At 42.5% G+C, this 9,596-nt stretch carries 8 protein-coding genes; all 8 read right to left on the bottom strand.

The features are described 5' to 3' along the window. Nucleotides 1-203: 203 nt before the first annotated feature. Nucleotides 204-2,075: a Stk1 family PASTA domain-containing Ser/Thr kinase gene (gene pknB / locus RWZ99_RS07940; protein ID WP_314677809.1), complete on the bottom strand. Its 1,872-nt coding sequence runs from the start codon at nucleotides 2,073-2,075 to the stop codon at nucleotides 204-206. Beyond that, nucleotides 2,075-2,812 carry a Stp1/IreP family PP2C-type Ser/Thr phosphatase gene (locus RWZ99_RS07945; RefSeq protein ID WP_314677811.1) on the bottom strand — a complete coding sequence of 246 codons (738 nt, stop codon included), beginning with the start codon at nucleotides 2,810-2,812 and terminating at the stop codon, nucleotides 2,075-2,077. The genes pknB and RWZ99_RS07945 overlap by 1 nt, the downstream gene beginning before the upstream one ends. Nucleotides 2,813-2,855: 43 nt before the next feature. Continuing rightward, the gene (rsmB, locus tag RWZ99_RS07950) at nucleotides 2,856-4,178 is read right to left on the bottom strand and encodes a 16S rRNA (cytosine(967)-C(5))-methyltransferase RsmB (RefSeq protein WP_314677824.1); all 1,323 of its coding nucleotides are present in this window, start codon (nucleotides 4,176-4,178) and stop codon (nucleotides 2,856-2,858) included. Beyond that, nucleotides 4,168-5,103 (bottom strand): methionyl-tRNA formyltransferase, encoded by a 936-nt coding sequence (gene fmt, locus RWZ99_RS07955; RefSeq protein ID WP_314677813.1) that lies wholly within the window; start codon nucleotides 5,101-5,103, stop codon nucleotides 4,168-4,170. Before fmt ends, rsmB begins: the two co-directional genes overlap by 11 nt. A gap of 17 nt (nucleotides 5,104-5,120) precedes the next feature. Continuing rightward, on the bottom strand, nucleotides 5,121-7,517 hold the full coding sequence (locus RWZ99_RS07960; RefSeq protein WP_314677815.1) for a primosomal protein N': 2,397 nt from the start codon (nucleotides 7,515-7,517) through the stop codon (nucleotides 5,121-5,123). A gap of 143 nt (nucleotides 7,518-7,660) precedes the next feature. Beyond that, nucleotides 7,661-7,975 (bottom strand): DNA-directed RNA polymerase subunit omega, encoded by a 315-nt coding sequence (gene rpoZ / locus RWZ99_RS07965; RefSeq protein ID WP_314677817.1) that lies wholly within the window; start codon nucleotides 7,973-7,975, stop codon nucleotides 7,661-7,663. 21 nt (nucleotides 7,976-7,996) lie between these two features. Then, the gene (gmk, locus tag RWZ99_RS07970; RefSeq protein ID WP_314677819.1) at nucleotides 7,997-8,626 is read right to left on the bottom strand and encodes a guanylate kinase; all 630 of its coding nucleotides are present in this window, start codon (nucleotides 8,624-8,626) and stop codon (nucleotides 7,997-7,999) included. A gap of 232 nt (nucleotides 8,627-8,858) precedes the next feature. After that, nucleotides 8,859-9,596 (bottom strand): signal recognition particle-docking protein FtsY (gene ftsY, locus RWZ99_RS07975; protein ID WP_314677821.1); only part of this gene is annotated, 738 nt, incomplete at its 5' end.

The raw sequence follows: 9,596 nt of genomic DNA on the forward strand, positions 1-9,596 counted from the left end.
TTGATTAAAGACATCAAACGGTTGGGCTTTGGTTTTAGAAACTTTATCAACTTTAGGAAGCGTGTTTTCATCACTCTAAACATAAAAAAAGAGAAGACCTATCAGGTCCTCTCTAGATGTTAGCTTTTCGTCACCCACTACAGTTGACAAGGAGCCCCAAAAAACCTCTCTTTCTCTTATATCTAAGATTTCCAAACTTATTTTTACTCTGTGTGAGTAGCTTCTGTAGCTGTTTCGATACTAGAAGTTGTACTTTCAGAACTAGAACTTGTAGATGACGACGAATGTGTCGAACTTTCTGAGCTTGACTGTTGAACACTTGAACTCTCGGTTACAACTGAAACATAGAGAATCACTGTACCATCAACGGCAGTACCAACTTGTGGATCTTGATAAAGGATCTCTGTATTACTAGGCACCTTACTCTTATCCAACTTAACACCAGTATTATAGTCGTGATACTCAATACTGCTACTTGAAATCTCTTTACGATTCAAGGTTTGGACTGCTGTCGAGACAGTTAAACCAGTCACATCAGGCATAGTTATGGTCTTAGGAGTTGCCACACGGAACTTGATTTTTGCCTCACTATCTTTAGGATTGAAGGAGTTGTTTTTCTCTGGACTTTGAGATAGGATTTCACCTTCTTCAGCATCATCGTCTTCGACATATTGAATATCAATTTGATCCTCGGAAACCCCATAATTCGAGGTTAAATCCTCAATGGCATCCTTATAATTTTTACCCTTATAATTTTTCAGAGTGAAAGCTTTGCTACCAGAAGAAACATAGACATCAATGCTGGTTCCCTCTTTACGTGTTGTTCCAGCTGTGGGGTCGGTCTTGATAACCTTGCCCTTATCAACGGAATCATCTTCCATTTCCGTAACATTACCTACTTTCAGTCCAGCACCTTCAATTGAGGTTTTAGCTGTTGTCAGTTCTTGACCGACCACATTAGGCACCTGCACATTATCAGGATTGGTAAAAACAAGATAGGCAAAGATGATAATTCCAATAAAGACGAGACCTAGGAAAACCTTAAGTAAAGTTGAGAATAAGTTTTTCTTCTTTTTCTTTTTAGCCGGTGAAGGTTTTTTCCTCGGTTGTTTGCTTGGAGCCGGTGTTGGCTCTGATGGTTTAGGAGTAGCCTTTTTCTCAGGACTTACTGATGGAACCGGATCAACCTTTGGCAAGGTCTTAGTATCCGTCATGTCATCAAAGACTACCTTAGAATCGCGACTATGACTAGGATGTAAACTAGTTACTAGGTCGCGACTCATTTCTAAAGTGCTGTTGTAACGATTTTCAAGCTTTTTAGCAGTTGCTCGAATAACAACATTTTCCAAAGCTTGAGGAACATTACGATTTTCAGCCAAAATTGATGGCAGGGGTTTTTGGAAATGTTGAAGTGCAATGGTTACAGCACTGTCCCCATCATAAGGAATATGCCCTGTCAACATTTCAAAGAGCATAATCCCCATAGCATAGATATCACTTTGGATAGTGGCTTTAGAGCCACGTGCTTGTTCTGGTGACAAATAATGGACTGACCCCAACATTGAGTTGGTTTGTGTCAGACTTGTTTCAGCAAATGCTACTGCGATACCAAAGTCTGTAACCTTAGCTCTGCCATCCTTAGTTAAAAGAACGTTCTGTGGCTTAAGGTCACGGTGAATAATGCCCTTTTGGTGGGCAAGAGTCATGGCGGACAGGACCTCCCCCATGATACGCACAACATCTTGGTTAGAAAGTGGAGCATGGTCTTGAATGTATTTCTTCAAGTCCGAACCATCCACATACTCCATCACCAAGAATTGCTGGCCGTCTTCTTCGCCAATATCTCGAATCGCAACGATATTCGGATGGCTGAGCTCAGCCATGGCACGCGCTTCACGTTGGAAACGCGCCACAGCCACCTGATCGGTTTGATAATTAGTACGTAGCACTTTAATAGCTACTCTTTCATTATCCAGAATCAGGTCGTTAGCCAGATAAACATCCGCCATACCACCACGTCCGATAGATTTAAGGATTCGATAACGTCCAGCAAACAATTTGCCAACTTGGATCATTATCCTTCCTCACTTTCTACTTTGATGAGAGCAACGGTAATATTATCATGACCACCAGCATCATTGGCAGCTGCAACTAAACGACTGGTTTTCTCTTCAACGAAACCAGGACTGTTGACAATATGAACAATCTGTTCAATTGAAATCATATTAGTCAATCCATCTGAATTGGCCAAAATATAATCTCCTGGTTCCAATTGTTGAACACCAAGATCTGCTTCAATTGGAGCAGCTTGCCCGATAGATTGCGTAATAATATTACGTTGTGGGTGAACTGCTGCTTCTTCTTCTGTTAACTGACCAGCCTTGATAAGAGCATTGACCAAGGAGTGATCGCTCGTTAATTGCTTATACTCACCATTACGGATAAGGGCAATACGTGAATCCCCAACATGAGCGAAAATCACAGCATTATCAACAAAGGCAAGAACCTCGATAGTTGTTCCCATTCCTTTATATTCTTCACTTTGACCAAGCTCATAGATTCTACGATTTTCTTCATCGATGGCAGCAATCATCCAATCACGAATATGACTCAACTCACGAAGGTCAGTGTTAATCCAGTCACGACCAAGGTCAGTTACTGACATCTCACTGGCAATATTTCCAGCACGGTGTCCACCCATTCCATCTGCAACAATGACAAGTGTAACACCAGCCTGGTTGACAAATTTATTAACAAAATCTTGGTTGTTTGACCGTTTTTGGCCAATGTCCGTTAATAATGATATTTCCATAATTTTCTTTCTGACTTGCGTCAGCATTTCCTCCTCTGTAACCCTAGGCCTTCTTACGCAACTGAGCGATAAAAAAACCATCAGTTAGATACTGTTCGGGGGTAATAGCCAAACAGCCATTGACCACGATGTCTTTGCATGGATGGTCTAAGGCAACTTGCTCAAAATCAGGATGGCTCTCAAGAAAAGCTAGAATCACCTCTTGATTTTCTTCTGCTATGATTGTGCAAGTACTATACGTTATTATACCACCTTTTCGTAGGGTTTGACAAACACTGGATAAGATATCCAACTGCACAGACTTGAGGGACTCAAAGTCTTGGAGATCCTTATTGTATTTGATGTCTGGTTTTCGACGAATGAGACCAATCCCTGAGCAAGGAGCATCCACTAGAATCTTATCAAAACTATCAGTCGAAAAGACTTGATGCACCTGACTAGCATCCAGTTTCTGAGTCTTAACCTTATCAGCCTGACCAAGACGTTGTGCATTTTCCTTAATAAGATCAAGCTTATGATCATAGAGGTCAAGAGCCGTCACATGTCCACTCGTCAAGTATGAGGCCATATGGACAGTCTTACCTCCAGGTGCCGCACAAGCATCCAGGATTTCTTCCCTACCTTGAATTCCTAAAGTTGGTGCAACTAGCTGACTGGTCTCATCCTGAATGGTCAATAATCCCTCTTTAAAATAATCAGTTCCAGCAAAATAACCCGAAGACTTAACAAGCCCGACTGGTGACAAATCTGAACGCTCAGCCCCAGTAGCCTCCGCAATTTCTTCCATACGGGACACATCCGTCACACGGACACTGGCCTTATTTCTCACAAAGAGACTTTGGAAAATAGCAAGGGATCGCTCTTCCCCATACTGGTCAATAAGCTTTTTCACCAACCATACAGGTAGGGAATATTGAACAGAATAGCGCTTGTTGACACGTTTAATCTTGCTTGGATCTGGTAAAGGCTGGCTAGATAGTTTACGAAGAACTGCATTCACTAGCTTCTCAGCCCCTTTTTTATTGCCACGATTTTTAGCAATAGAAACGGCATCATTGACCACCGCATGGGCTGGAATCTTATCCAAGTAGGCCAACTGATAAAGACTCAAAAGTAAGAGGTCATAGACCCAAGCTTCAAGTTTATCTCGATCCTCAATGACATGGGCTAAGATCCATTCCAAAGTTATCTTACGGGCAACAGTTCCATAAACAATTTCCGTTACCAAGGCCTTGTCCTTATCTGTTAGATATGAATTGCTCAGACGTGCATTGAGGGCAATATTTGAGTAAGCTCCTTCTTGGAAGACTTCTTCTAAGACTTCAAGTGCCTGTCCACGGGCTGTTTTTTTCCAATCATTGGCCAAATACATCACCTACTTCAAGATTGCGGCCGACCCCATTAAGGAAATCAGCTATAGCCATACGAGGTTTACCTGCAGGCTGAACACTCTTAAGCGAAATAGCCCCCTGACCAGTCGCAACGACCAAACTCTTCTTAGTCTTTTCGATAATGTGACCAGCCTGTCCTTGCCCTTCTACTAAGTCTCCTTCATAAATTTTGAAACGTTTGCCATCGAGTAGAGTGTGTGCCACAGGCCATGGATACATCCCTCGGATTTGATTGAAGATGTCACGAGCCGACTTATTCCAATCAAGGCGCTCCTCTTCTGGGCTAATGTTTGGTGAAAACGTTACCTGACTGGCATCTTGAGGAACAGGTTTGATTTCTCCTGCAATATAGGCAGGCAAGGTTTCAAGTAAGAGGTCACGACCCAAGACTGCCAATTTTTCAAACATAGTACCGACATTATCTTGGTCCAGAATTGGCAAGGCCTTTTGGCTAACCATGTCACCAGCGTCCATTTCCTTGACCATTTCCATAATAGTCACACCAGCTTCTGCATCACCATTGATAATGGCATAATGAATAGGTGCACCACCACGATATTTTGGCAAGAGCGATGCGTGAACATTGACCGCAAAGTCCATGCTATCAAGCAATTTACTTGGCAAAAATTGACCATAAGCCGCAGTGACAATACCATCGGCTCCAAGTGACATGAGTTGGGCCATTTCTTCAGAACCTGACAACTTCTCAGGTTGATAAATCGGTAAGTCATGTGCCAGCGCTACTTCCTTAACTGGAGTCATACGGATTTCTTTTTTACGGCCGACAGCACGGTCTGGCTGTGTGACAACAGCGACAATTTCATAACGCTCATCTGTCAAAAGTCCCTCCAGCACTGTCGCTGAAAAAGCCGGCGTTCCCATAAATACTAATTTTGTCATATTCTTCCTTTTCTAAATTAGGTAAAATTCTGAGGCTCATGATCGATAATCAAACGCAGATCCTTATTTTCAGGTTCCTGTGTCATATCAAGAACCCTATTAAGCGTCTCTTCCAAGTTATCCTCAAAACGGTATTTGATAATAATCTGATAATGATAAAGATTATGTGTTCGGGCAATAGGTTTGGGTGTTGGTCCCAAGAAAGTCACCTTGTCCGACAAGTGTTCTCTTAAATAAGCCATGATATCATAGCTCTTACGGACTACAAACTCTTCATCCTTGTGGGAGAGAGTGAGCCCTACCGTATAAAAATATGGTGGGTAGGCCAACTGACGTCGAATCCCCATCTCATAGGCATAGAATCCCTCATAATCCTGTTGTTGAGCAAAACGAATGGCATAATGACTAGGGTTGTAGGTCTGAATAATAACCTCCCCTTCCTTGTCCGCACGACCAGCACGGCCAGCCACCTGAGTCAAAAGCTGGAAAGTGCGCTCAGCCGAACGAAAATCTGGTAAATTTAACGACGTATCCGCATTCAAGACCCCTACCAAGGTAACATTGGGAAAATCCAAGCCCTTGGCAATCATTTGGGTTCCTAACAGAATATCAGCCTTGCCACTACCAAAAGCCTCTAGGAGTTTCTCGTGAGCGCCTTTTTTACGTGTGGTATCAACATCCATACGAATCACTCTGGCTTCTGGCAAAAGTTCCGTCAATTGATCGTAAGCCTTCTGTGTCCCAGTCCCATAATAGCGAATCTGACGACTCTGACAATTAGGACAGATCTGAGGAATAGCTTTTTGAAAATCACAGTAGTGACAATTCATAGTCTTAGTATCCATATGCAAAGTCAGTGAAATATCACAGTTGGGACAGTCATCCACATAGCCACAGTCACGACACATGACAAACGAAGAATACCCACGACGATTCAACATCAAAACGACTTGTTCCTTACGTGCCAATCGCTCTCGGATTTTCTCTAAGAGAGGGGGCGTAAAATCACTCGCCTCTTGTCTACCTACAAAGTCCTTAAAGTCCACCACTTCCACCTGCGGAATTTTAGCATTAGGATTTGCCCTCTCCGTCAATTCAAGAAAATGGTAGACCCCTTTCTGAGCCCTCGCTCGCGACTCAATAGAAGGCGTAGCTGAGCCAAGTACAAGAATAGCACCATGACTCTTGGCCCTAAGCAAGGCCACATCTCTAGCATGATAGCGAGGATTGGATTCCTGCTTATAGGTCGCCTCGTGCTCCTCATCGATAATGATTGCTCCAATATTGTCCAAGGGAGCAAAGATAGCCGAACGTGCACCCACCACAACCTTAGCTTGACCAGACCTGACCTTACGCCACTCGTCAAATTTTTCACCATCTGACAAGCCTGAATGCATGATCGCTACCAAGTCACCAAAACGGGAGATGAAACGATTGGTCATTTGTGGTGTCAGAGAAATTTCTGGAACCAAGACAATGGCAGTTTTCCCCATGGCCAAGGTTCTCTCAATAAGATGCAGGTAAACCTCAGTCTTACCTGACCCCGTTACCCCTTCCAACAAGAAAGGTTTATCACCTTGTCCGATTTGACGCGTCATTTTTTCAACAGCATGTGCCTGCTGAGCATTAAGCTCTAGAAAATCCGTCTTCTCTACTTTTTCAAAGTAGCTATCAGCACGATTGACCTCAACTTCAGTGATGACTAGAGCTCCAGCCCCAATGAAAAATTTCACCACATCTCGAGAAAAAAGTTTGTGCAGGTCTACCAATTTCCCAGACTCATTTTTTTCTAACAAGAAGTCCCGCAACGCCATCCGCTTCTTGGCTCGTTGCGAAATATCCAAAGACTCTAAAATTCCTCTTTGAACACTATAATGCTTCTCCGTCTTTATGTTCTGCTTATCATTGGCAATATAATCAACCGTTACACGACCAGACTGTACTAGCCGAGGAATGGCTTGGACTTGCTCCTCTGATAATTGTGAGAAGAGAATATGGTCTCGCCCCTCAAGATAAGTTTCCCTCTCCTCTTCACTCAGTTTATCAGTCGCCATGATAACCTTGTCATACTGTGAATTAAGAAGACCTGGCAACATAGACTTCAAGATAGAAATCTTATAGGAAAAAACCGTGTGTCGCATTTGGTCAGCCAGGTCCAGCTGATCCTGATTAAGGACTGGTTCATAATCCAAAAGTTCCGCAATAGGCTTTAACTCTGGAAGATTCCCTCCATTTTCCTGCTCTTCCAAACCAAGGATAAAGCCTTGCAAGAGACGATTTCCCTTACCAAAAGGCACATGAACTCTCATACCAATGGCAATTTGACCTTGCATGGATTCGGGTACAAGGTAACTATAAGGTCTGTCCGTCTGCATCAGAGGAACATCTACAATTATTTGTGCAACTAGAACCATATATCTCCTCCCATCACTAGCTTAAGACCAGTACTTTTTTAGTGCTCAGGACCTCCTGAGTTAGATTATCATCATAAAGAAGGAAGCTGAGACACTATGCCTCAGCTCCCCCTATCCTCGTAAACCAAAGCAAGACTTTGATTTTAGATTTTATCGCCTTCTTCTTTTTCTTTAGCAATTTGTTCTTTGATTTTACGTTCTTCTTCCTCAGCAGCAAGACGCGCTTGGATAACTTTCAAACGTGCCAATTCACGTTTAGCTTCTGGATCTGGGTGGATAGTTACATTACCAGATTCAATTTCTTCAAGAGCTTGAAGAGTTGGTTTTACAGACGTAAACTCTTGAGTTGCTTCAGCACCTGCTGCCAATTCGTGAGCACGTTTCGCTTGCAAAATAACCAATGAATATTTTGAAGGCACTTTATCCAAAAGTTTATCAATAGAGGGTTTCAACATCATAATTCTATACCTATTTCTAATTTATTTATCTGACAATTTCTTGTCTGAAATCATATTACGATAGCGACCAATCACACGGTCAACTCGGAAGTGTTCCGCTTCAATAACACGTTTGACACGTTCAGCGGCCAAAGGCACCTCGTCATTGACAATGGCATAATCGTATTCGCTCATGAGAGCAATCTCTTCACGCGCACGTTCAATACGTTGAGCAATGACTTCTTCAGAATCTGTCCCACGACCAACTAAACGTTCTTCAAGTTCGTTCAAATCTGGTGGTGTCAAAAAGATAAAGACAGCATCTGGAACCTTTTTCTTAACCTGTAGAGCCCCTTGAACCTCGATTTCAAGGAAAACATCAATCCCCTTATCCAAGGTTTCATTGACATAGGTCAAGGGAGTTCCGTAGTAGTTGCCCACATACTCAGCATATTCCAACATTTGACCGTTACGAATAAGCTCTTCAAATTCCTCACGCGAACGAAAGAAATAATCCTTCCCATCAACTTCACCAGGACGTTGAGCACGTGTGGTCATTGATACTGAGTATTCAAATTTGTGGTCAGGTGTTGAAAAAATCTCCTGACGAACAGTTCCTTTTCCGACACCAGAAGGCCCTGAAAAAACAATTAAAAGTCCACGTTCAGACATGTCTTCTCCTTAAACTAAGATTAAAAATCTTCTTATGACTCACCTTAAAAAAGAGAAAAAAATCATCTCTTTTTATGGCTTAGGGATTGTTCAGTGATTAAGTTACAGCTCACTTTTCAAAGCATGCGTATTTCCTTACTATTTTATCAATAAAAGCGACTTTTTTCAAGGTGAGGACACCATTAAAAAGAGTGAATTCCTTTTCCCAGTACTCACCCTTTTTAAATATCTATTAAACCAAGCCAGTCAAGAGACCTTGCATGAATTCTTCTGAATGGAACTCACCAATGTCATCAATCTTCTCACCAAAACCAATCAACTTAACTGGAATATCCAACTCTTGGCGAATAGCTAGAACCACACCACCCTTGGCACTACCATCCAACTTGGTTAAAACAAGACCCGTAAGAGGTGTAATTTTTGAAAATTCCTTAGCCTGACTAAGTGCATTTTGACCCGTTGAGGCATCCAAAGCCAAGAGGGTTTCATGGGGTGCTTCTGGTACCACACGCTTGATAATACGGCCAATCTTTTCAAGCTCTGCCATAAGGTTGTCTTTGTTTTGTAAACGCCCCGCAGTATCAATCATGAGAACATCAACGTCTTCAGCAAGAGCCTTTTCCATACCATCAAAGACTACCGAAGCAGGGTCAGCCTTTTCAGCACCAGTCACTACTGGCACATCAACACGACGTCCCCACTCGACCAACTGGGCAACAGCACCTGCACGGAAGGTATCAGCAGCAACCAGCATGACCTTTTTGCCTTCTTGTTTGTATTTATGTGCCAACTTACCAATAGAAGTTGTTTTACCAACCCCGTTGACACCAACGAAAAGCATGACTGTCAATCCATCTTGGAAATTAATCTGCTCCTTGTAAACATCGTCCTTCTCGTAGATATCCACAAGTTTTTCAATAATCAAGCGTTGCAAATCCTCAGTCTTTTTGACATTCTCAAGTCGAGCTTC

Source organism: uncultured Streptococcus sp. (genome assembly GCF_963545685.1).
GTDB lineage: Bacteria > Bacillota > Bacilli > Lactobacillales > Streptococcaceae > Streptococcus.